This window comes from Pseudomonas sp. ASL8 (genome assembly GCF_056680355.1).
Map to the genome: position 1 here is coordinate 3,660,204 of NZ_CM155278.1, position 23,162 is coordinate 3,683,365.

The 23,162-nt window shown below is 53.7% G+C and carries 14 protein-coding genes and 1 pseudogene; 8 read left to right on the forward strand and 7 right to left on the reverse strand.

Features of this window, described 5'->3' with window-relative positions; genetic code table 11:
- Positions 1-314: 314 nt before the first annotated feature.
- From AC1MEA_RS16905 to AC1MEA_RS16920, 4 genes are all read left to right on the forward strand, one after another.
- A complete protein-coding gene (locus tag AC1MEA_RS16905) occupies positions 315-1,793 on the forward strand; it encodes a benzaldehyde dehydrogenase (RefSeq protein ID WP_480416850.1) in 1,479 nt (492 codons plus the stop codon).
- Between the two features lie 18 nt (positions 1,794-1,811).
- Positions 1,812-2,933 carry an NAD(P)-dependent alcohol dehydrogenase gene (locus AC1MEA_RS16910; protein WP_480416851.1) on the forward strand — a complete coding sequence of 374 codons (1,122 nt, stop codon included), beginning with the start codon at positions 1,812-1,814 and terminating at the stop codon, positions 2,931-2,933.
- Positions 2,934-3,001: 68 nt separating this feature from the next.
- On the forward strand, positions 3,002-3,892 hold the full coding sequence (locus AC1MEA_RS16915; protein WP_480416852.1) for a transporter: 891 nt from the start codon (positions 3,002-3,004) through the stop codon (positions 3,890-3,892).
- Between the two features lie 106 nt (positions 3,893-3,998).
- Entirely contained in the window at positions 3,999-5,804 is a 1,806-nt protein-coding gene (locus tag AC1MEA_RS16920; RefSeq protein ID WP_480416853.1) for a sigma-54-dependent Fis family transcriptional regulator, read from the forward strand.
- Positions 5,805-5,998: 194 nt separating this feature from the next.
- Here the strand turns inward: AC1MEA_RS16920 and AC1MEA_RS16925 are convergent, their stop codons facing one another.
- Positions 5,999-6,082 carry a hypothetical protein gene (locus AC1MEA_RS16925; RefSeq protein ID WP_480918162.1) on the reverse strand — a complete coding sequence of 28 codons (84 nt, stop codon included), beginning with the start codon at positions 6,080-6,082 and terminating at the stop codon, positions 5,999-6,001.
- A gap of 499 nt (positions 6,083-6,581) precedes the next feature.
- Positions 6,582-6,706: pseudogene (locus AC1MEA_RS16930) on the reverse strand (IS5/IS1182 family transposase); the annotation flags it as partial.
- Positions 6,707-7,287: 581 nt separating this feature from the next.
- On the opposite strand from AC1MEA_RS16930, the gene AC1MEA_RS16935 reads away from it, so the two are divergent.
- Positions 7,288-7,758, forward strand: a complete 471-nt coding sequence (locus AC1MEA_RS16935) for a hypothetical protein (protein ID WP_480416854.1) — start codon at positions 7,288-7,290, stop codon at positions 7,756-7,758.
- Positions 7,759-8,091: 333 nt separating this feature from the next.
- Here AC1MEA_RS16935 and AC1MEA_RS16940 read toward each other — a convergent pair whose 3' ends face one another.
- A complete protein-coding gene (locus AC1MEA_RS16940) occupies positions 8,092-8,889 on the reverse strand; it encodes an NYN domain-containing protein (RefSeq protein ID WP_480416855.1) in 798 nt (265 codons plus the stop codon).
- 247 nt (positions 8,890-9,136) lie between these two features.
- On the opposite strand from AC1MEA_RS16940, the gene AC1MEA_RS16945 reads away from it, so the two are divergent.
- The gene (locus AC1MEA_RS16945) at positions 9,137-9,649 is read left to right on the forward strand and encodes a hypothetical protein (protein WP_480416856.1); all 513 of its coding nucleotides are present in this window, start codon (positions 9,137-9,139) and stop codon (positions 9,647-9,649) included.
- Positions 9,650-9,736: 87 nt separating this feature from the next.
- Here the strand turns inward: AC1MEA_RS16945 and AC1MEA_RS16950 are convergent, their stop codons facing one another.
- The 4 genes from AC1MEA_RS16950 to AC1MEA_RS16965 form a co-directional block, all read right to left on the reverse strand.
- Complete coding sequence (locus AC1MEA_RS16950) at positions 9,737-10,426, reverse strand: hypothetical protein (protein ID WP_480416857.1); 690 nt, start codon at positions 10,424-10,426, stop codon at positions 9,737-9,739.
- Positions 10,427-10,441: 15 nt separating this feature from the next.
- Positions 10,442-13,837, reverse strand: coding sequence for a hypothetical protein (locus AC1MEA_RS16955; RefSeq protein WP_480416858.1), 3,396 nt, complete (start codon positions 13,835-13,837; stop codon positions 10,442-10,444).
- Entirely contained in the window at positions 13,834-15,279 is a 1,446-nt protein-coding gene (locus AC1MEA_RS16960) for a tyrosine-type recombinase/integrase (RefSeq protein WP_480416859.1), read from the reverse strand. The genes AC1MEA_RS16955 and AC1MEA_RS16960 overlap by 4 nt, the downstream gene beginning before the upstream one ends.
- Before the next feature lie 489 nt (positions 15,280-15,768).
- Entirely contained in the window at positions 15,769-16,455 is a 687-nt protein-coding gene (locus AC1MEA_RS16965; RefSeq protein ID WP_480416860.1) for a TetR/AcrR family transcriptional regulator, read from the reverse strand.
- A gap of 252 nt (positions 16,456-16,707) precedes the next feature.
- Here AC1MEA_RS16965 and AC1MEA_RS16970 point away from each other — a divergent pair, with 252 nt between their 5' ends.
- Together AC1MEA_RS16970 and AC1MEA_RS16975 are read left to right on the forward strand one after the other, a co-directional pair.
- Positions 16,708-21,840, forward strand: coding sequence for a RecQ family ATP-dependent DNA helicase (locus AC1MEA_RS16970; protein WP_480416861.1), 5,133 nt, complete (start codon positions 16,708-16,710; stop codon positions 21,838-21,840).
- 225 nt (positions 21,841-22,065) lie between these two features.
- Positions 22,066-23,064, forward strand: a complete 999-nt coding sequence (locus AC1MEA_RS16975; protein ID WP_480416862.1) for an AAA family ATPase — start codon at positions 22,066-22,068, stop codon at positions 23,062-23,064.
- Positions 23,065-23,162: the final 98 nt, after the last annotated feature.

Consider the following 23,162-nt stretch of genomic DNA (forward strand, 5'->3'; position numbering starts at 1 on the left):
TAACCCAGCAAGATGATCATTGCCACTACGTGACTCTCGCCAATCTGCATAAGACTCAACATAAGGTCGTCCCGAAAACGCTGAAAACTGTCGGACGATCTTCAACCAACGCCCTGTACAGAAGCTGAACTCCGCGAGTGCCGATGCGTTCACTTTCTGAACGGCTTTACTTTTCCTGCTAAAAGCAAAGCTGCTCTAGACCGGGCGCTTCCCATGCCTGCCACTAGTTGGCATGCCCCCTGCTAAGACTCCATCATCACCGCAACGCCAGCGAGCGATGCGCTTACGTAAAACAAAAAAATAGGGGTCCCGCAATGAGTAGTTCCGTCTCACCTGCTGAGTTTCTTCCCGCGTCGTTATGGCACCAGCGCCTGTTCACCGGCACTTGGCAGCCGGGTCATGCCGCGCCCGGCGCTGTTGTCGAACCTGCGACAGGCAATAGGTTGGGCGAGTTTGCAAACGCCGACGCGACACAGATCGCCAGCAGCACACTGCAAGCGTCCCAAGCCCAGCGTCGCTGGTACCAACTCCCCTACGACGAAAGGTCTGCGCTGTTTCGCAAAACCGCGCAACTCGCCGAAGAACATTTCGATGAAATCGTCAATTGGGTTGTCCGCGAGAGCGGCTCGACCCGACCAAAGGCGGCTTTCGAAGTCAGCCTTACCATCAAAGCATTGCACGAAAGTGCTGGGCTTCCGTCACGTAGCCAAGGTGAGGTATTGCCCTCCAGTGCCGGCCGTCTGAGCTTGGCCCGCCGTCGCCCACTGGGTGTCATCGGTGTCATCTCCCCGTTCAATTTTCCGCTGTATTTGGCTATGCGTGCTGTCGCGCCTGCCTTGGCGACCGGCAATGCGGTAGTGCTCAAACCCGACCCTCGCACTGCAGTGTGCGGCGGACTAGTTATCGCTCGATTGTTCGAGCTCGCCGGGCTGCCCAGCGGGCTGTTGCATGTACTGCCCGGTGGCGCCGATGCCGGCGCCGCACTGACCAGCGATCCGCACGTTGCGATGATTCAGTTCACCGGTTCCACTGGCGCCGGCCGCGCCGTTGGCGAGGCTGCGGGCAGGCACCTGAAGAAAGTTTCCCTGGAGTTGGGCGGCAAGAACTCATTGATCATTCTTGACGACGCCGACCTTGACCTCGCATTGGCCAACGCTACGTGGGGCGTATATCTGCACCAGGGACAGATCTGCATGTCGACCGGGCGCGTGCTTGTCCAGCGTGGCATCTATCAGCGGTTCCTCGATAAGCTGGTTGCAAAGGCTAAGAGCCTGAGCGTCGGCGATCCGGCCGCCAGCGAGGTACACCTTGGGCCCTTGATCAATGCGCGGCAGCGTGATCATGCAGCGCAGGCTGTAAGCACCGCCGTCGACGCAGGCGCGACGCTCGAAACGGGTGGCACCTACGAAGGGCTATTTTTTCAGCCCACGGTGCTCAGCGGTGTGACCCGTGACAATCCGGCGTTCCACGAAGAGATTTTTGGCCCCGTAGCGGTGGTCGTCCCCTTCGATGACGACGCCGAGGCGATCGATCTGTGCAACGACACTGACTACGGCTTGTCGGCAGCGGTGCTCTCACAGAACGTCAGCCGCGCCCTCGCCCTGGGCGAACAGCTACGCGTCGGCCTGCTTCATATCAACGATCAAACCGTTAACGACGAAGTCATCAACCCTTTCGGTGGTGTCGGCGCCTCCGGCAACGGCACCAGTATCGGCGGTGCCGCGAACTGGGAAGAGTTTACCCAATGGCAGTGGCTCACCGTCAAAGGTGTCCCGCCCGCCTACCCGCTTTAAGTCAGGAGAACAACAATAATGAACAGCACTATCTATCGTCCTATTACCGCCGCTGTAACGCGTAGCAAAGGGGCACCCTTCGCCCTTGAATCCGCGCAGATTCGTTTCCCTCGAGCCGATGAAGTGCTGGTGCGCATCGTTGCCACCGGCATGTGCCACACCGACATGATCGTGCGCGATCAATACTATCCAGTGCCGTTGCCGGCCGTGCTCGGCCATGAGGGCTCCGGCGTGGTTGAGGCCGTAGGGCCCTTGGTTCAAGGCCTGCAGGTGGGCGACCATGTGGTCCTTACCTACGGTTATTGTGGCCAGTGCCTGTCCTGCGGCGGCGGACACACCGCTTATTGCCAGGAGTTTTTCGGGCGCAATTTCAGCGGCTCGGATCCCCAGGGAGAAAGCGCATTGCAGGATCAGACCGGCGAGCGTCTGAACGACCACTTTTTTGCGCAATCTTCGTTTGCAACATTCGCATTGAGCCGCGAAAACAATGCCGTCAAAGTCAGTCGGGATGCACCGCTGGAGCTGCTCGGCCCTCTGGGCTGTGGCATCCAGACCGGCGCCGGTGCGGTGATCAATTCGCTGAAGGTAACTCCGGGCAGCAGTTTCGCCGCGTTTGGCGGTGGTGCCGTAGGCTTGAGTGCGGTGCTGGCCGCCCGGGTCGCCGGTGCCACCACCATCATCGCAGTGGACGTAGTTCCATCGCGCCTCGCCCTTGCGACCGAGCTGGGCGCCACCCATGTGATCAACAGCAAGGAGACTGACCCGGTGGCCGCCATCCGCGAGATAACTGGAGCAGGCGTCAATTTTGCGCTGGAATCAACTGGGCGACCCGCCGTACTGCGCCAGGCAGTGGATGCATTAGGCAGCCGCGGCAGCTTGGGGGTCGTCGGGGCCCCCCCGCTGGGCACAACCGCAGAGTTTGATGTCAACGACCTGCTGCTCGGGGGCAAAACCATCCGCGGTATCGTCGAAGGCGACAGTGTTCCGCAGAAATTCATCCCGGAACTGGTGAACCTCTTCCTGCAGGGACGCTTCCCGTTCGACCGGCTGGTGAAGTTCTACAATTTCGACGAGATCAACCAAGCCGCCGCTGATAGCGAAAGTGGTATCACCCTCAAGCCCATCATCCGTATCGGCTGATCCGTCGAGACCCGGTGGCGCAACGCGCCCCGGGCTGTGCGTGCAAAACAATAAGAAAGGGGCTTTCCATGCATGTATTCTCCCGCTCACTGCTCGGAGTGTTGGCGCTCGCCGTCAGCACTTCCAACGCGCTGGCCGTCGACGTCAACGCTGGCGACTACACCGCCTTGCCTCCCGGCACCAATGTCGCAGCTTGGTATCAGCAATATGGCCACGCCGACCGCTTCAATCCCGATGGCGCTACAGACAGCACCCGCAACACCAGCCTTAAATCCAATATCAGCATCCTGCGCCTGATACATTTCATGGACATCGGTGGGCTAACCGTCGACCCGCAGATCCTCCTGCCGTTCGGACACATCTACGACGCTCGGGTGGGTGGTCAGTCCCTAGGCAGTACCACTGGAATGGCCGACCCGATCATCGGTGCCACCGTTTGGCTGGTTAACCAGCCGGCTGCCGGAGCATCAGGGCGTTACTTCGGCATCACGCCGCTGATCTATCTGCCCCTGGGAAGCTACGACCGCGACGATGCGCTCAATCTCGGCGAGAACCGTTTCAAGGGAGATCTGCAGGTGGGGTGGGTCGAGCCACTGTGGGGCCGTTTCTCCATGGAGCTTTACGGCGACCTTGTGGTGTACGGCCACAACGACGATGCCGGCGACGGCCGTCAAACCCTCAAGCAGGACCCCACCTACCAGGTTCAGGGCAACCTACGCTACGACCTCAATCCGGCCCAGCGGTTAGCGATCGGGTACAGCGCCAGCACCGGCGGCAAGCGTTACCTGGAGGGTGACTACACCGGGGAGAAGACCGAGGTGCAGCAAGTGCGCCTGGAGTTCCAGCAGATGGTCGGGCAACGGGTACAGCTAAGCGCCCAGCTCACCCATGATGTTCGCGCGGTGGGCGGATTTCAGGAGGATGCCGGAATCAACCTGCGCGCGCTGCTGCTTTTTTGAGCTTGACGTTCACAGCGTCGAAGGTATATCTGAGGAGGTATAGCGTCCGGTGGCAGCACCGGCGCCGTACTTTGTTGCCTCCCGAATAATTATTAGAGATACCTCCATGGACGCCCACGCCCTGGTTGATCAGCAACAACTGATTCACGCCCGCCGTCGCTTCGTTGAAGGCCAGCCTGTACCTGTAGGTCTGGTGCCTGACGCGGTAGCCCAATCCTGGGCACGCTCTCGCGCCAGCGGCCTGCTGCCCTGGGACGGCTGGCGGCCTGAACTCGACGATAACCTGCAGCGCCTGAGCGCGGCAGATCACCAATTGGCGGCCTGCATCAGACCTGAAATCGACCGTCTTTGGGAACAGATTGGAGGCGCCTCCTGGACACTGTTCTGCGTCAACCCGCAAGGCGTCATCGTGCACACTCGACAATCTCCGAACCTTGGATCACCGTTGGTGCCGCTGCAAATCGGCAGGCGTATTCAGGAGGCTGACATCGGTACTACCGCGCCCGCCTGCACGCTTGCTGAAGGTATACCCGTGGTGCTGGTAGGTAATCAGCATTACCTTAGCGATTTCGAGCACATCTTTTGCGTGAGCGTTCCGGTACGTGGGCTGCGGGGGGAAATCATCGGTGCCCTGGACATCACCGGCACTGGTCAGCGTCAAGCTGGCGCCGTGCTGGAACAACTGAGCCATGCTGCAATGGCGGCGGAGAACCGTCTTTTCAGCACCATCGAAGACTGCCAGATCCTTTCATTGCAACACGACCCGCGTTTGCTGGGCACGCCGATGCAAGGGTTGTTGGCTATCGATCATGCCGGGCGAATCCGCAACGCCAACCGAGCCGCGCAACGGCTGCTCGGGTTGCACTACCTACCCGACGGCGGCCACCTGGACCAAGTGTTCGAAGCAAGCGCTATCGAACTTGCGCGCGCACCTCGCCAGCTCACTTTGCATGACGGTTCAAGGTTGTTTGCGCAAGTGTTCAGCCAACCTGACTTGGCTTTCATATCAAGCACCCGGCTGCATCCTTCGTCCTCGCCCATGGGGGCTGACGCCGATTTGAACTGCCAGCTTCAGCGAGCCCACAAGGCGTTCGCTGCTGGCGTACCCGTGCTGCTGCAGGGTGAAACAGGCACCGGCAAGGAAGTGTTTGCCCGAGCTCTCCATGAGCATTGGAACCCCAAGGCACCATTCATTGCTATCAATTGTGCCGCCATTCCAGAAAGCCTGATCGAAGCTGAGCTCTTCGGTTATGCCGAGGGTACTTTTACCGGAGGGCGCAAGGGCGGTGCCGGTGGTCAACTGGAGGCAGCGCACGGTGGCACCCTGCTATTGGACGAAATAGGCGATATGCCAAGCGCACTGCAGACGCGGCTTCTGCGGATGCTGCAGGAACGAGAGATCACTAGGTTAGGAAGTAGCGAGAAACGCCCGCTCGATGTCCGCGTGATAAGCGCCACCCATTGCGACTTGCCGCAGCGGATCGCCAATCGTACGTTTCGAGAAGACCTATACTATCGCCTGAACGGCTTGAGCGTCTGCCTGCCCGCCCTGCGTGATCGAAACGACATTGATACCTTGATAGAGCGTTTGCGTCACCGTCATTCTGGCCCGCCACTGGATCCCCAGGCACTGCAAGCGCTGCGCACCTACTGCTGGCCAGGTAACGTTCGCCAACTTGAGCAGGCTTTGCGCCTCGCTTCAGCACTGGCCAAAGGGGAGCAGCATATCGAGCTGTCGCATTTGCCCCCGGAACTACAGCAGATACCACCGAATGCTACCGCCGACGACTTGCAGGCAAGTTTGCAACGGACGGTCAAGGCGGCATTGACCGCCAACTGCGGCAATATCACCGCCACGGCAGCGCAACTGGGGATATCGCGAACAACCCTTTACAAGAAGCTGGGCCGATAATGTGCGTCGTCAGTTGCAAGCGCGGGCGACAAGGCTTCACTCTCACTTGGGGGCGATCATCAGCCGATGGTCGCCCCTCTCGGATATGGCTTACGGGTTAGACGCTTCGCACGCCCAGCCCTGCACGTTGTTGGCGTTGTTCGGGTCCTTGAGCACAGCCTTGGCGGGATAAGCGCACAGCGGCCGCTGCATGATCACTTTGTCTGCCTCGGTCTTTTTTTTGCGGTCAGAATCTCTGGCGCCTTGTCCTGCTCTACCCAATCGACCAGCGACTCCATGTTATTGATTTCGCTCGGGCCAGCGCCGCCGGTGCAGTGGATTGTCGCCGCTGACCGAAAAGTGACCCAGGTATTCAACTGTTCCTGCTCAATTTTGAGCAGGAAAACACAGGGTGATCAGCATGGAAATGATGGGCTAAATTCGGCGGATGTATTTTCGCGACAAGCTTGGCAGTACCAGGACTGATAGGGGCCGTCGCTATGCCGGTCTTTCTCATTCAGAACGCTGCGAGCCGTCAGGCCGAGTCATCCAAGCATCCTGTGCCGCAGTAACGATTGCAGAAAAAGACGAGCTCAAGGAAGGGCTCGTCTGGCCAATGACTGCCCGTCCTAAAGAGTAATATTCACACTCTTGATGGTATGTATGGAAATTGCGGGAAACTCCGATCAACTTGCAGTGACCGCGCCGCCAGTCGAGATGACAGCCACTTCTGCCTTTATCAGCGAAAAAGTGGCCGCAAGTACCAGGCAATCGGGCTTTTCAGCCTGATTTACCTTGCTACAGGCGCACCTCACCCATATCCATCAGCTGCTTTCGAGCCATCCACAGGCTCGACAGCGCGAAGGTGTGGTCAGTTGGGGGGTATTCTTCATCAGTCCACGAAAGCGCACTTTCACATAGCCTACCGGTAAGGGGGGGCGGGCTTTCGTCGATGGCTACCGATACCCTTATGAACTAGGGATTTTAAAATTATAATCAGAAGTAAATACTCCGGTGTCGCTCCAGGTACATAAGCACGTGTCGAGATGAGGGTGGATGCTGCGACAAAACACCACACACAAACACGACTTGATGACCAAAGGATGGGTCTCATGCTTAGCAGGTTTTTTGTGCGTCAGATTGTCGCAGTTGATGCGGTACCGCTGTCTTCATAAAGTGTGCAGGCTTTGAGCGGAGGCAGACTCTTCTAAGGTAAGCTCAAGGCGGTGCCCTTAGACCAGTTGATAGTTTTGATTGTATAGCCCTCTTCCCCCGGGGGGCTTTTTTCGTCTCCTAACGGGACGTGACGCATGGAGGAGAGAGTCCTCGAAATCAATTCCTGTCACCGAGACTGCAAGGGTACACGGCTATAGCTACCAGTTGCCGATAGAGTCGGAACATCCTGTCTACTGAAAATGCGGGCGGTGTCAAGCCGATATCTATTGCGTATAAAAAACTACCGCTGTTAATATATCAAAATAATAACAAGAATAGGATTAAGAAGATGTCAGCCTACGTTATCCATATAGAATATAGAGAAGAACAAACCTTGGCCTGGGTGGACATCAACCACCTCAGCTTGGAATCCCGCTCTGCACGGCGTTGTCGTTTTCAAACTATTGGTTGGATCTTGGATATTGTCGATCAGGTAAACTCAAAAATAGATCCTCGCGATCTTGCAGATGAAGATTATGCTAAGAATGCGCTGATAAAATTTGCGCTGATGGATGAAAAATCAGCTGATCGACTACTTTGCGCTCGGGACTGGAGACGTCGATTTGAAGCCGTATGGCCTGCATTAGATGAAGAAGAGCGTGATGACGCTCTCAGATATGATTACGATGGGTGGGAAAACTATTGGCCAGGTTTTGACACCTACAACCGCACTTTTTTTGAAGCTTACAAAGCCTTGCACTCCTCTGCTCCACAAAAGAGCAGCAATACAACTTTTGACCCGTTCCAAAATGTATTGTAGCAGTCTAATGAAATCGTACACCCATTTAGCTGAGTGCGCACATTCGGATGATTATCAGCAGTTGATTCGCTTAAGCACATCTTTGACCAGCAGATAGGCTGCGCGTCACAACTGGATCCCGGCCAGGTGAACGGCAGCGTCTCTACCGTTGATTTAGCGGTGGTGCCAGCGGAGTAGAGTCTGCGAGAGGGGAAGGGTGACGTTAAGTATCGATTTGTGACACGAACAGCCTTAAAAAGGAAATCAAGGCAGCCTGATTAACCCGAACGAGGCTCGGCTCATTGGCCGACCCTCTAACCATCGCATGGCTGTCGGTCGAAGCCGCTCGACCGACTACTTACTTTGCTGTTTATGCCGAGCGTACATCACAGCGGTTCCTCCTGATGCTCCTAGCGCTTGCAGCTCGAACGCTTGCGGATACCCTTTGATCAGATCACTCAGCTTTTTGTAGCCATGAGTGCGAGGGTCAAATTCAGGTCTTACCTTCGTGATGTTTGCTCCCAAAGCACCGAGATGCGCCCAGCCATCTTCGTCTGCAATGTCATCCATGATTTTGGCAATGAATCCCACGGGGGCCTTTGGCTTTTTGTTGGGCTCGGCGGCAGACGCAAGCTTAGCTGCATCAGCAATTGCCACGGAGTCAGGGTGGGCGTCGACGCCACTCGTTACTGGCAGCTCCTCGCGCAGCAATTCGATATAAATGAATTTGTCGCATGCTGCGACAAACGGCCTCGGTGTTTTTTCTTCACCAAAACCATACACGGTCAATCCTTCTTCCCGCAGTCTCGATGCCAGGCGAGTGAAGTCGCTGTCGCTGGAGACGAGGCAAAATCCGTCAAAGCGGCGCGTGTACAGCAAGTCCATCGCATCGATGATCAGCGCGCTGTCCGTGGCGTTTTTACCCTTCGTGTAAGCGAACTGCTGAATAGGTTGAATCGAGTGATCCAGAAGGACTTTCTTCCAGCCTCCCAATTGCGGGCCTGTCCAGTCGCCATAGATTCTCTTGACGCTGGCTACCCCGTATTTGGCAATCTCCTCGAACAAGCCTTCGACGATCGCTGCAGGCGCGTTATCTGCATCGATCAGTACCGCCAGATGTTTCTGAATGTGATTGGTGATGGGAGTGGCCATGGTTCATCCTTGATTAGATACCGCACGATACCGTCATGCCAGTCAGAAGGCATCATGGGGCATGGGAGGGTCTGTTTTCAATCAGGGCCAACACTCGTCGTTCAGCAGACGACTGCGATGCATCCGGCTCGCGCTGCGTGCGAGTGTTTTACGACGATCTCTTGTCGTGCAACGCTCGCCTGATTTGCAGAACGCGCGACCACAGGATATACGGTACGGCCTTTGATAACCTTCGAGCTATTGAGCCATGTCCGATTCCGATACTCGCAATGTCCCGATCACAACATGGAAGCCTGGCACGCCCATCCCGCGTCCGGCGAATGTGCCGTTTGCGTCATACGTTAATTACAGGGAAGTGCCACCTGAAGGGCTAGAAGTTTCAGATGTTGAACTGATCTGGTGGACTGCTGCAGCAAGCTTCAGTCTGGAAGAACTGCGGCAGGCGATCATGCCTACCGTCAAGCGGCATACGGATTGGGGAGACTTTAGATTTCACCCGATCTCGGATAAGGACGGGAATGGCCGTTACCCACAAGCCATTGTGTTACTCCTGATTGACCTCCTTCCGAAGGGTGTGGTTTTTCCTGTCGACGAAGATGTGTCCTATTCTAATGGTGAACCCTGTGAAGTGGTGAACACTGTCATCATTCAGGAAGGGATCTGGCATGAGCTCACTCGTGATGTGTTACTGCTCTGCCCAAAAGGTCAACTGCCACCTCACCTGTTGGAATTTGTTTTATGTGCAGATCTGGGTCTGTAGCCCCGAGTTTGGTTTGGTGCAGGGAAAGCTTTAGTGTTAGTTCTCACCAAGGGCATCACTTGCCGTTTTTGCAGGCTTTAAGTTCGGTCAGTCATCCGTCCCCAAAGCTTTCGGCAATTTACTCAAAAGTTCGCGGCCAAGCTCAATCTTCTGCAAAACCTCAGTTTCAGCCACGAGTCCATAGGGACTGTACAGCCCGCAGACAGTGTATTTATCTGTAGTAACGGTGATGACTTTCGTTGTGGCTTTGAAGTCCAAACGCATTTTGGTATAGACCTCAAGGGTGATGGCAAGAAACTCGCTGAGTTTTGCGATGTTTTCCAGCGCGCTCGCATCAGCCAGCGCATTGGAACCTGGACTTGTCTTCGTTGCGCTGAGCCTGTCCTTCAGAAGATTGAGCTGTGCATTCAGGCTAGCAATCTTCAGGATCGCCGCCTCAGAAATGACCTCAGGTTGTTCAAGAGTACCCCGGCTGTGGTCAAACATCCCTCCCACAAGACGCCGGTAGTTCTCATTGCGAAGCAGTGTGACATAGCTGAAACTGCGTACAGTCTTATTGTAGAAGGGGGTTGAAGGGTCTCCAGCCTTCGCCGCGCGTATCTCTGAGATAATGTGCGCCAGTGCTTTGCAGTAATTTGTAAGGTTGCTGTACTTCGTAGCGTCGACGACACGTAGCGTTTGCTCAATAATCTTTTCAGTTTGCGCAGACCTTTCAGCAATGTATGGATCGAAGGTAGAACGTTTTCGGGGGCGAGGCGCGTCGAAAGTGTTTTTCATTTATAGGCTAACCCGTCAGGCGACCATATGGGTTAATTTGGGAGCTTCGTTCGCAATCGTCGCCAGTCGCTTGATCGCTTCGGCTTCGCCGCTGCAGGCTTCGACGAGTTCGAATACATCGATCGCGCCGGACTTCACCATGGTGGAAATCTGAAGGGCAAGTTTCGTGGCCAAAGGCACTGAGTTGTCCTCACCAATTCCCAGAAGGGCGGCAAGATTTCCTTCCCTCATGAGCAGTGCGTGGCGCAGATGAGCCAACCGAATGTTCAACTCTTCGCTGCTGGTATCCGGGAAGTTCTGAACATCTCTCATGCGCTTCAATAGGCGCGACTCCTCGGGCAAATCAAGCTTTTGATAGTGGCCAATGATTTCTTCGCGGTTCTTGACCATCAGCGAGTCTTCGAGGCCATTCTCATACATCTGGACGAGCTGATGTTCAATCGCCTCCAGGAGACAGGCTTCACGAGCGAAACGGTCATTTTCATGTTCCAGATGTTCAAGCTCCGATCTGACTCGCGCCCCGGGTTTGCGGCTCAAGTACTGATCGATTAATTTCAGGCTTCCCACCATCATTTCCTTGTACTTATCCTTTCTGGCAGAGACGGCGGGAAGATGCGCGACTCCTCTGATCGCATAGGGACAGGCCGAGCAACAGTGGGACTCACGAAACAGATCAATCACCTCCTGCGGACACGTGTTGTTGAACGGGCAGATGTGGGTGGGGTTGAAGGCCAGTTCGCTGACTTCCTTCGCGATGATGCGATCCAGTCCCGTGTCCATCTCTCGTTTGACGTTTGACAGGTTCATTAAACGGTGTTTGGTGATTGCTGCCGCCGGATCCTTCGCGATGTCGTCATGCAGCGTACCGTTGATTCTTGATATAGCCTCTGCCAAGTCGGGGAAATCGCCAGCGGTCAGTTTGTCTTGATTGCTCATCAGCGCCATGCACAACATCTGTTGATGTGTCATGCCCAGATCACTTTCGTCAAACACAGAGTAATACGAGACTAACGGCTCAGACTGCCCGGTCAACCACTGGCCAACGATGCTGGGCGGTAAGAATTTGATAGCTTCCGAGACGAATCCCGCGCGCAGACCGTGAGGTGTGTAGTCACTCGTCAGCGTGCTTGCAGTAATCGAAGAAAGCCCGGCAACAGTATGGTCGGTGATATAGACGGGTGTATCGCCATTGCGCTCACCCGCTGGAGATTTTCTCCAGACAATATCAGGCACCTTATTGTCGTTACACTCCACTTTGATGAAGTGCTGCAGACACAGCAACATCAACCGGAAGGACTCGTAGTTTGGCCAAGCGTTTAAATTGAGCGGCAGCCTGAAGAGGGGCCTGAACTGTCCGAACTGGGATCCCTTGGTGAGGTTGTACCAGATGTTTTGTTGATAGTCGGACGAGGTACAGCGGCGATACCAAGCGGCTTGCCTGTCCAGCAGTGCTATAACCCTACTCGACACAATTGATGTCCACTCTCCATGCGCTTTGTCGCTGCTGACCAAGAGCGGCGCAAGGGGCCTGCTGTATGAGCGCTCGACGTAGGATCCATAGCGATCCAAGTCCAACCACAGCAAATGCTGCTGCCGGATGCCGGTTTCGCACATAAGCTGCGTGACCCGAATGTCGTTCATGATGATCCGTGGTTCTACCTGACCTCCAATATGCATATCCGAGATCCGGTAGAATCTTGGAATGTACTTAAACGGCGTGGGCTTTCCGTCGTAGAAAAAAATTGGTGAGTAATTTAAAGCTGAAAAATCTATGCAGGTGCAGTTCATGCCTTCATAACCCCATAGGCCTGCCCAGTCGGAACTATGAACGAGCTCACTGATATTGGGACACTTCAAGGCGCCTGCGATCACGCCGCTCATGGTTCCGTCGGCCATCTCGTTTAAGTGCATGGTCAGGTACTCAAGCGAATCAAGTATGCTCAAAAAGGTTGAAAAGTAGGTTCTTGGAATTGGTTTTTTAACCGTTCCCCAACGTTTCTGTAGCTTTGGATAGCAGTCTGGGGAGAAGCTATTACGAACCTTGTCGGCATTCGGGATCAAGTCAGCTTGCGCAATGACGTAGTCAATCAAGCCTTCGAGTGGATAGACTCGATGGTAGTGAGTGGCCGTCGACCACTGGTTCAGCTCGGCCAAAGTTTCAATGAAAAACAAGAGCGTTTCTGGCGGTTCTTTTTCAAACACCGCTAGATCTTTCAGTAGGTCGTGGTCTGCGGTGATATAAAGGGCGCAGGTGAACTCATTAAAAGTCGTTGGGTAGTGGTCGATGTTCCCATCTCGATTCATGAAGAATTTGTAAAGATACGGCCCGCAGTACGCGATCAGGGCATAGAGAGGTGCTTTGTGGTTCTTATCCCTCTCTAGCCGTCTAGATTTAATGTAGCCATGATAGGTCGCAGTCACCCGACTGCAAAAGTTGACAACCTTTTCAGGAAGGAGCGTTAGACCACCGGGTAGCTCACCGTCGCCTTCGATCCTGAATGCAGCATTCAGATCTCGGGCATCCGTGAATATGTTTGCGAGACTGACGATGCTATGAGTGGCACCCTCCAAATACTCAAGAGTCATACCCATCATTTTTTCTTGTGTTTTCGAGAACCTCTTTTCCTTGAACGCTGGCTCCTTCAGTTTGCGAGATTGCACCATTTGTGCACGACTGTCTGTGAGAACCTTGTTGATACCGTCTCTGAGGGAAGGATCACTGGAAGCGTCCGCAACAAATAATGAGAAGTCGTCGGTATAGTATCGCGCGAGTTCGGATTTTGAACCGAAGCTTCGAAGTTTCAAATCTCTGGCGGTTTCGATGGTGAAGTTGTCGGCGCTCGCCACATTCGATGCCATCACTAACCTGAGCCACCCAGAAGCTCGCAGGTTTCGATTTTTCTCCGACATTGCCCCGCAATAGCCAATAGAGGATGCCGGGTTGATAGCCCTGATGTTTAACAATAAGTCACACTTTGAAAGCCTTGCTTGTTCTTCGATAATTTCATCCAAAATATCGTCGCAGTGTATTGGGGACGACCATCCAAGGGGCAGAATCACCTGTTTCTCCATCCAGAGGCGCATGAAAGCCAGTTTCAGCATGGAGCAAAACTGCGGGATCCTGGCGTCTGGAAGGTTTGGAATGATTCTCTGGATAATGGCCTCCTTCTGGTCGTTTCTTGCAAAGCAACACGTTAATAGTTGTTCTACATCAGTACTGCGCAAGCCAAGGAAGGGGCGAGGGCCAAGGTCGTTGAGCGCTCGCAAGGTATCTCGTTGCCGTCCGCCACTGGTACTCTGATGTGCATTCCAAAAACGATGCCTTATGTCGATCATTGCCATATCAAAAGCTGGGCCAACCTTCTTTTTCTTTATGAGCCAAATGGGATCGGTATGGGATGGATTAATCATGATGCCTCCAAGGCGAGCTGCTGAAGTTGTTTGATTTCGTGTTCATGAAACGCAATGCGCGTTTCAAGCACAGATTTAGCGCCGCCAGAAAGGCGTGCAAAGTTTGCAGCTGCCAAGGTTGCCTGAAGCAAGTGAGCATCTTGGCGAGCGTAACGTTTGGTGGTATTGCTAACCTTGTGACCCATCAACTTTTGGACGGTCTCCAGATCCAGTCCGTACTTTCGATTGGCGTGAGGATTAGGATTCGGGCAATGATTGACCAAGTAATACCCATACATGTGACGCAGACTGTGAAAGCCATAGGCTCTTCCGCTCACACGAAGCGCAGCCTTGTGAAAGCGCTCGTACAGCGTCTGGTAGCTCTTATGCATCGGGTCGCCGTTCTTTAGGCTCCTGAGCAGAAAGCCATGAGTGACGGGGGCAAGATAATGTTGCTCACGCAAATCAGCTTTGTATTCCTCAAGCGCAATCCAAAACATGGACGCAAATGGTTCGATCAGAAAAGTTTCGCAATGGGCCCGCCCTTTATGCGGGAGTGAGTTAATCTCGCTCTCTGTTAGATACTTGATCAATACATTGCGTCGAGTGGCCGGGTCAATGATTCGCACCTGATTAAGGTGTGATTCCATAGTGGTCTTAATGTCCACGTCTAACATGGTCAATACTTCTGAGATGCGCGCTCCTGAGGCAGCAAGCAAGCTCCATAGCATTTTGTCGCGGCTACAGGTCGCACTTCGAATCAGCTCCATGCATTTGTCCAGCGGGAAGGCGAACTCGTCGCCACCAAACATATCTGCATGTGCCAATGACGAAGGCTTGGACAAAGCGGAAAGCCCTTTGCGCTTGACCCGACGTGCACCACCTGCCAAGCACCCGGCAAGCCAACTGTTCTTCTTTATCGCCGCCCGGACGTTTTTAGGCGATTCGACCTTGACGGTCTGGGCCAGGGAAAATCCTGACAACGATTGGGACGCGATATACCCGTGGCTTTCCAGCTCCATCATGCCTAAACGCAGACGTTCGCTGGCGTCCACAAAACTGTTGAGTCCCGCAAGCGCTACAGATACCGAACTACCCGAAAGGTTTCTATTTCCCAATACTTTCGCAACTTTTTGCACCACTGGAATATCGCTGGCTGTCCCGAAAACCAAGAAGCTTTCATAGTTCTCAAGGGCCTGTATCAGCACAACGTGAGTGAGTCCGTTCTCCTGATAACTAACTTCTTGTAGGTACTCTAAGAATATCTTTGTGTATTGTGAGTAAACCTTCGTTGTCCTTATGGACTTCTTTTTACTCAGCTGATGAGACCAGCCATCAAAAAACTCATCCTGCAACCGATCATTCGAGACCAGTCGGTAGCTCTTCCGACCGTTTCGTTCAGTTGGGATAAGTAAAAATGGTGGGCGTAGAGCTGGCTCTGTATTAGATGATCGAAGTTTCATAATGGCTTCCGTTACTGCTGGGGGAGCCAAATACTTGCACGAGAGAATGCAGTTGCGCAACTGCATCCTAATGCACACTTTTCACGATTATTGGTGTTATTTATATAACTAATTAACGGTGTTTCTTGATTTAATTAACAGCGTTATTGGTTGCGGCGTTATGGCGTTTCACATGTGCGTCAGGTTGGCCGATGCTATCGTGGTTTTTTTAACTAAAACTCGGTTTTAACGTATATTGGAAATATACTTTTTGTTAATACGAGGAAGGCGGTGTCTCAGGTGGTGATTTAGTTGTCAATAGAGAAAAAAATAAAAATTTTTGTTGTTGGGGTATTCAACAGCTGATATTGGCGTTGCGTGGGGCTATTCCGGAGGGGTTTCTAGAGGGGCATGTACCATCTTTGTTCCGCTGCGCAGGTCGTTGCTTCGCAGGATGCATCTGTGATCAGCAGATGATTCGGCCTTACACAGCCTCAGATGGCATTGCAGTCACGAGGAGGCGATGCGCTGCAAGAGCTCCGCAAGAAGTGCATGCTCTCCGGGGGTGAGCACAGAAACCTCTCCAAGGTTCGCCCTTAATCCCGATGCGAATGCGGGGGCGTTTTGATTGGCGACCATTCCTGGTTCCTCAGGACGAAGCAACGGGCGGACTACCTGCTGGGAAAGCCAGCTTACATTGGTAGGACGATTGGTTTCGTGAGCACAGGTCACAATCATGCCTGCACAAAACGGCTGGATAACTTCAACTGCTTGCTCTTCCCCTACGCGCAGGCGACCAGTCATTGCCACGCCCCGCACCCGCTCCATTAGATACTCCTGCTGCAAGCTCCAAAGTTCTGAAACGACACCATCTCGTGGCTTTGTAGCACCGAGGTACAATCCCGTGTGCTCCAAGCCATAGTGAATCAAGGTTTCGATCGCGTCGTAAAGGTTAGATACAGGAGTGTGAGCTTCTTTCTGATCCGCGATATACATTTGCCATTCGTATACAGCTACTACATCCATTACTTGCTCAATGTTTCCTATCGTTTGGTACATTTTCGAGCTCGCGATTCCAGCTCTATCGCAAACGGCGCGTACAGTCGCCGCAGCAAACCCGGCCTCTGAAATGATAGTCGATGCCGCACGGATGATATTGTCGACTTGGGCAGGCGATGGAGGACGAGGTGTTTTCATGGAGACGGCTATTCAGGAATGTCTTGCATGCCCTGGGGTAGAGCATCCGGGTGTGGGAGGCGCGGATGATACGTGCTGTGCGTCAATGTAGGCAATTAATGGGTACCACCTGTTTTGCTTTGCGCAGCATGGTCATGGTGTGTTTCCCCCCGCAATGGGCGAATACTGTATCTTCGACATGCCCGCCTGGATGATGGCAATTCGATATAAGTGAAGTTGCACTGGTTTCCCTAGGGAAAGGACTCTGTTTGCATGACTGAATCAACACCTCTCAATGCCCTGATTATCGATCTAGAGGTGGTGCCGCCCACAGATTCGAAACCCGCCAAAATCACGATGATTGGCGCGTTGCGCCCGGACAGCGGCGAAGAGCTCGAACTCAAGATCGCTCGTGACCTAGATCCAGCGCTTGCTCATCTGGATGCCATGGGTAAGGGGGCGACTTGGGTGTTGGGGCACAATGTTATAGCGCACGATCTTCCGTTGCTGCAGACCTGCGCGCCTCAACTAGCTCTTCATTCTTTGAGCGTGATCGACACGCTTCGCCTGTCCCCATTGGCCTTTCCACAGAATCCGTATCACCGACTGATCAAAGACTACAAACTAATCCGAGAAAGCTTGAACTCACCGCTAGGCGACTGCCGATCCACGCTAACGTTGTTTCGAGATCAGCAGGCAGCATTCCTGGATCTGAAGTCGATGAATGCGCTGGAGCTCTCCTGCTATCAAGGCCTAGTCGCTCCTGCAGGGAGCGATCTCGATTTGATATTTGCGGGCATCACTCGGTCATCAGCTCTTTCTGTAAGCGAGCTTCGCAGTGCAATCCCACAATTGCTGGTTGAAACCGACCCTGCTCTGCAAAGGCCCTACAAGGTCTGTCAGACTCGACTCGCCAGTCTGCTGGACAACGATCTGGGTTGTGACGAACTGCACTGGCCCTTGGCGTATGCTCTCGCCTGGCTTCGAGTATCCGGAGGGAACTCAGTCATCGCGCCTTGGGTGCGATACCAATTTCCACTGGTCAGCCGGCTTATCGCCGAGCTGCGTGACGTCCCCTGCGGTGTGGACAGCTGTGGTTATTGCTGCACCACGCATGATCCGGTGCACGAACTAAAACGCTATTTTGGTTACGACGGTTTCCGGAAAGACAACGATGGCCTATGTCGTCAACACGACGTCGTTCTCGCGGGCATGCGAGGAGAAAATGTGTTGGCGGTTCTCGCGACTGGCGGGGGGAAGTCGATCTGCTATCAGTTGCCAGCACTCAATAGGTATCACCGAAACGGTAGTTTAACCGTCATCGTGTCGCCTCTTCAGTCACTGATGAAAGATCAGGTGGACGGCCTGCTTGCTCGTAATGTTCAGTGTGCCGCTGCATTAAATGGATTGCTGACATTGCCTGAAAGGGCGGATGTGCTTGAGAAAATCCAGATGGGCGACATTGGAATATTACTTGTTTCTCCGGAGCAGTTTCGCAACAACACATTCCGAAAAGCCATCAAGCAACGCCAGGTTGGCGCGTGGATATTCGACGAGGCGCATTGCTTGTCGAAGTGGGGAAATGATTTTCGCCCGGACTACCTATACGCATCACGGTTCATCCGTGAGTACCACTCACATAGTCCATTGGCTCCCATTGGTTGCTTCACCGCGACCGCCAAGCCAGATGTACTTGCCGATATTCGAGATCACTTCAAGGATACGCTTGGGGTCACTTTCCACGAGGTCATCGGTTCACACGAGCGCTTGAACCTTCGCTTCGAGGTCGTGCCTTGTACCAAAGCTGAAAAGCGCCCACGGGCTCAGCAGCTGCTTGAGGACAACCTCACTACCCAGGAAGGGGGAGCCGTTGTTTTTGTTTCAAGCAGGAAGGGCGCGGAGGAGTTGTCAGAGTTCCTGATCGGGCAGGGATGGCCCTGCAAGCATTTCCATGCTGGGCTGCCGCCAGGTGAAAAAACTGACATTCAGAACGATTTTAAAAGCGGAGTGCTTCGGGTCATCGTCGCGACTAATGCCTTTGGGATGGGGGTAGATAAACCTGACATCCGCTTGGTGATTCATGCGGACATTCCAGGTTCTCTTGAAAACTACTTGCAAGAGGCCGGACGCGCAGGGCGTGACCAAGACAATGCGCGGTGTGTACTTCTCTATGACCCTCAAGACATTGAAGCCCAATTCGGGCTCAGCGAGCGCTCCAAGCTGAGCCTTCGCGACATCCAGCAGATATTGAGAAAGCTACGGAACGAAACCGGAAAACGCAAAGGGCGTGAACTAGTAATAACCGCCGGTGAAATTCTTCTGGATGCGTCAGTTGAGACCACGTTTGCAGCAGATGACCGTGACGCGGAAACTAAAGTTGTGACCGCCATAGCTTGGCTTGAACGCGGTGACTTTCTTCAACGGGATGAGAATCAAACTCGGATCTTTCCGGCCAAGACAGCACTAAGTGCGGAGGATTCTGAAAAGCGACTGCTCATGGCAAACCTGTCGGTACGGAGGCTGGCCGAATTCAGGGCGATTATCACCTATCTGTTTCAAGCTACCTCTGATCAACGCATCAACACTGACGAGCTAATGGCGCTCACCGGCCAGTCCCAGGAGGAGGTCGCGGGCGCTCTGAAGCAGATGGAGCAGATGGGCATTCTGATCAATGATTCGCAACTGACGGTATTCGTACGTCACGGGATCAGTGGGTCATCGAATCAACGTCTCGCGCAGGCACTACAGCTTGAAAAGGCATTGTTCGAGTTGCTTCCTGAGTTAGCGCCGGATGCCGAGTCGGGAGACTGGCAGGACATCAACCTGGCGAGCCTCAATACCGCTTTACGTGCAAGAGTCGGACGTGACGACGTGCTTCCTGTACAGGTCATCCGGCTACTGCGTAGCCTTTCCCAAGATCGTGACAGTGAAAGTCAGCAGCGCAGTACATTTGAGCTTCGTCAGATCAATAGAGATCTCCTAAAGCTGCGCATTATTGGGCGTTATAGCTGGAAAAGGATTCAGGCGCTGGGGGAGAAACGTCGCACGATTGCGAGCCTGCTGATGAATTCTCTCATTGATCAGCTCCCCGCCGGGGCAAGGGGGCGCGATCTGATGATTGATACCACCTTCGGCAAGCTGGTTGCGGTTATTGAGGGCGATATGGTTCTGAAATCGACCCTCCCGGCTGACCAATTTCGTCGTGCGGTCGAGCATGTGCTCCTGTACCTGCACCAGCAGGATGTACTGATTTTGAATCATGGTATGACCGTCATGCGCCGTGCAATGACGATCAAGGTTGATGCCGAAAAAGCAGAGAGCAAAGTCGGATTTTTAAAAGATGACTATGCCAAGCTGGATGAGCATTACCGTGAAAAATGCATTCAGGTTCATGTCATGCGCGAGTATGCGGAAAAGGGCATCACCGATATGGAGCCTGCTCTGAAGCTCGTTCTGGCCTACTTCGGCAACCCCAAGCGCGACTTCATCAAAGAGTTTTTCAGCGGGCGCGAGGATGTCCTGAAATTGGCTACCAGTGAACAATCCTGGAAGGCGATTGTGCAGCCGCTGAGCAGTGTTCAAAAGCTGGTTGTCGCAGACAACGATGATCTTAATCGACTCGTACTAGCCGGCCCGGGATCAGGCAAAACGCGCGTAATCGTCCATCGGATCGCTTACTTGCTGCGTGTCCGGCGCGTAGCCGCCAGCAGTATCATCGCCTTGGCCTTCAATCGCCATGCCGCGAACGAAATACGCAAACGTCTTCTCGCCTTGGTAGGTAGCGATGCCTATGGCGTGAGCATCATGACCTACCACGCGATGTCGATGAGGCTCACGGGCACGCGGTTTGAGCGAGGTGAGCCGGTAGATGAAGCTCGACTGAAGCAGGTGGTCGAAGACGCAGTGCACCTTTTGGAAGGCGGCGGGCAGGCAACTGGCGAAGACGATTTGTGCGAACAGCTTCTGCGCGGATATCGCTACATTATGGTGGATGAATACCAGGACATCGATCAGATGCAGTACCGCCTTGTCAGTGCGCTGGCGGGTCGTAAGGCCGATGAAGAAGGACGGCTGTGTATTCTGGCTGTAGGTGACGATGATCAGAATATCTATGACTGGCGCGATACCAGCAATCAGTACATCGAACAGTTCCGTGACGACTACGATGCAGGCATAACCTATTTGGTCGATAACTATCGCTCGTCTGCACGTATCATCGACGCGGCAAACTGCGTTGTAGGCGCCAATGAAAACCGTTTGAAAGCTGAGCACCCTATTACCATCGACAAGGCACGCAAGGTCTTGCCCGCGGGAGGACATTGGGAGGCAAGAGATCCCGAGCGTACAGGGAAGGTGATGAGGATTAAGATTCCTGGCAGCGTTCGCTTTCGAGGTAATTTGCAGGCTCAGGCAGTCGTAACCGAGCTGGCAAGGCTTATTGCACTGGAAGAATGCGGCTCATGGGATGGATGCGCCGTACTTGGACGTGCACACGGCTATCTCAAACCTATCCAGGCATGGTGCGAACTCAATGATGTCCCTTACTTTCTTGCTTCGGACAAGGAAGACCCGATACAAATCACCCGTCAACGCGGTTTTCTGAAAGCCGTTGAAACAGTGCGGTTGATCGATCAGCCGCTGTCGGCGGCACAGGTGTATACCCATCTGCGCTCGCATCTTGTTGGTGCTCATTGGGAGGAGTTTTTTAATACCGCTCTTATGAGCCTTACCCAGGAAATGGGAGATTTGCAGCTATCCAGCCACGCCGTTGTCGACTGGTTGTACGAGTATCCTCGCGGGCTTCGCAAACAGCCGAAGAAGGGACTTTATCTAGGAACAGTTCACTCTGCCAAGGGGCTTGAATTTCGTCACGTGGGCTTACTGGACGGTGGTTGGAGCTCCGATCCAGCAGGTCTCACCCCCGAGCGCCGCCTCTATTATGTGGGCATGACCCGGGCAGAGGAAACACTGACTCTATGTGAGTTCGAGGCTGGCAACGCATTCAGTCCACAGCTCTCACAGCATGCGTGTGTGCAGGTCTACCAGGGTGAGTACGATCTGCTGCTGGAACGATCGTTTCTGCAACTTACGCTTGGGGATGTCGACATCGGATTCGCCGGTAGAAGTGTCGCCAGCCACCTAATCCACACCGCAATAGCTGATCTTCAAATGGCACACCCGCTGACCTTAAAAAAGGACGGTGAGCGCTATTTTCTTTTAGATCTGCAGGGACGTGCCGTCGGACGTACCGTGAAAAATCTAAATCCAGGATTCGTTGTCGACCAATGCCTTGTTGAAGGTATTGTCACCAGGTATGCAGACGAGGCTGATCCTCAGTTTCGCGCGGCGCTGAAGGTGGATGCTTGGGAAGTGGTAATTCCCAGAATCAGCGGGATGCCTGGGTAGCCGGTCGTAACTGGACTGTGGCGGCTACCAGTTACCTACCGCGATGGCGGCGCAGCCTCAATCTGCTAGGGGAGTGTGGCTGCAAGAGTTGGAGATTGATTGCCAGTCGGTCGAGAGACTCAACGTGTCTCTGTTTCCGTTCTTCATAGTAGCCAACCGGAAGAAAATACCGTCTATGCCATGCACAAACACGTGGGTACTCTGTCGAAAATAGGAGTTACTGCCATGTCCCCCATCCAACCCCATCAGCTCAAAGAACTTCGTAAAGCGTGTGGTTTGACCGTGAGTAGGGCGGCTTTATCGGTGCATGTCCACGAGCGTACCTGGCGCACCTACGAAACCGACGTGGACAATGCTTCCCACATTCAGATTCCACAAGGACGATTGATCGCATTCTGCGACCGGCATGGATTGCCTTATCCTCCAGTTAGCCAAGATGGGCGAATTCTAAAAGGGGGCTGTAGAGTTTTAAGCATCACGACTTACAAAGGCGGAGTAGGAAAATCGCCTATCACAGTCGCGGTCGCGGGCGTTCTTGCATCGACAGGTCGAAAGGTGGCAATCGTCTCTAACGACAGAGTCTTCAACCTTCAGGGGCGGGAGGACTCCTGGATAAGTGCTCGCCTCAAGGGACGGGCGCGCTCAGTCGACTTCATCGGAGAAGACGATGTGCTCATGTACCCAGGCGAGATTGAACATATCGAGCAGGCAATACAGGAGTATGAGCACGCTCAACATGATCCGGATTGGATCACGATAAATCCGCTGCCAGACAGAGCGCATGAAAAGTTGCTATCAAAAAGGGTGGCGCCGCAAACATTTGAAGATCTCAGGATGAGGTATGACTACATATTTCTCGACTTGAACAGAGACCTTGAGAAGGTGAGGCTACTGTCCGATCTTGTCGCAATCGTACTGGATAACAGCTGCATCGCATCAGTCTGGAGCGCGGGCTATTTCCATGATGACTTGATGAAGCCTCAGCCTAATAGGTCTGCCCCTAGGGTGTGCGGGTTGGTCACAAACCACGCACCTTCCACTGCATTTTCGGATTTTGAAGAGTACATCGAGGATTCTGAAAAGTTGGAGGAGGCTCGAAGTATTGTGATGATGATTCATGAGCACCAAGCAGAGATCCTGCAGGCGATAAGGGATTTGAGGCTGCCGTTACTTAGAACCTTCATGACTAGATCGCACCTGATGGAAATTCAAATACATAACTGAAGTCGGTCGTTTGAGGAGTCATTCTGTTTCTTTAACTCCCTTGTCGAGATTGCCCCTCAGTCGGTGGCGAGTGATGAGATTCGTAGGCTGACAGATGA

Coding starts and splice junctions, on each gene's coding strand:
- AC1MEA_RS16945 (WP_480416856.1), top strand. CDS start 9,137: ATGTCCGATTCCGATACTCGCAATGTCCCGATCACAACATGGAAGCCT.
- AC1MEA_RS16965 (WP_480416860.1), bottom strand. CDS start 16,455: ATGAAAACACCTCGTCCTCCATCGCCTGCCCAAGTCGACAATATCATC.
- AC1MEA_RS16940 (WP_480416855.1), bottom strand. CDS start 8,889: ATGGCCACTCCCATCACCAATCACATTCAGAAACATCTGGCGGTACTG.
- AC1MEA_RS16935 (WP_480416854.1), top strand. CDS start 7,288: ATGTCAGCCTACGTTATCCATATAGAATATAGAGAAGAACAAACCTTG.
- AC1MEA_RS16960 (WP_480416859.1), bottom strand. CDS start 15,279: ATGAAACTTCGATCATCTAATACAGAGCCAGCTCTACGCCCACCATTT.
- AC1MEA_RS16970 (WP_480416861.1), top strand. CDS start 16,708: ATGACTGAATCAACACCTCTCAATGCCCTGATTATCGATCTAGAGGTG.
- AC1MEA_RS16925 (WP_480918162.1), bottom strand. CDS start 6,082: ATGGAGTCGCTGGTCGATTGGGTAGAGCAGGACAAGGCGCCAGAGATT.
- AC1MEA_RS16910 (WP_480416851.1), top strand. CDS start 1,812: ATGAACAGCACTATCTATCGTCCTATTACCGCCGCTGTAACGCGTAGC.
- AC1MEA_RS16950 (WP_480416857.1), bottom strand. CDS start 10,426: ATGAAAAACACTTTCGACGCGCCTCGCCCCCGAAAACGTTCTACCTTC.
- AC1MEA_RS16920 (WP_480416853.1), top strand. CDS start 3,999: ATGGACGCCCACGCCCTGGTTGATCAGCAACAACTGATTCACGCCCGC.
- AC1MEA_RS16975 (WP_480416862.1), top strand. CDS start 22,066: ATGTCCCCCATCCAACCCCATCAGCTCAAAGAACTTCGTAAAGCGTGT.
- AC1MEA_RS16905 (WP_480416850.1), top strand. CDS start 315: ATGAGTAGTTCCGTCTCACCTGCTGAGTTTCTTCCCGCGTCGTTATGG.
- AC1MEA_RS16955 (WP_480416858.1), bottom strand. CDS start 13,837: ATGATTAATCCATCCCATACCGATCCCATTTGGCTCATAAAGAAAAAG.
- AC1MEA_RS16915 (WP_480416852.1), top strand. CDS start 3,002: ATGCATGTATTCTCCCGCTCACTGCTCGGAGTGTTGGCGCTCGCCGTC.